Raw genomic sequence first — 612 nt, 5'->3', positions numbered from 1 at the left:
GGCAACAAAGAAGAAAAGGACGCTTACTAAGCCGAAACTACAAAAGCCTCGATTCTATTGACGAACCGTACAAAAAATTTCGGACTCAGTACGCACAACGCCTGCATAACACGTTTGCTACTATACAGACCTAGCTGAATTTTACTGCCTTAATCACTGAAACTAAAGACAAACTACAACGCCGAGTGTAGCAAATCGTGTTGATGCATTTGTTATGTGCGTTCTTATTAAACAGATTATTTTATACACAAAAACCTAATTATCTTCCTAGATTACTGATAATACGAAACATCAGACTATCACTTTTCAATCGACTATTTTATTTGAAATATAAATATTGACCTTACAGTAAGGGGAAAGCGTAAAGTTAATTAAAATGTGTAATGTAATTAGTGAGGCTATTATGGGATGTTGCAATAAACCGCCAAAAGGTGGCGCACCTCTTGGATTATTACTAAAAGTGATTCTTGCAATTGGTATTGTTATATTTTCACTTGCTTTATGGCAGTAGGTTTAGATGTGAACAATCGTAATGATCGTTCACATATATTGAAACCTAAGACGTAAAAAAACTGATATAACCAAACCATTTATCTATTAAAAATAAGCACT

The organism is Aliivibrio sifiae, assembly GCF_002954705.1.
Lineage (GTDB): Bacteria > Pseudomonadota > Gammaproteobacteria > Enterobacterales > Vibrionaceae > Aliivibrio > Aliivibrio sifiae_A.
Note: the sequence above shows the minus strand (reverse complement) of the source record.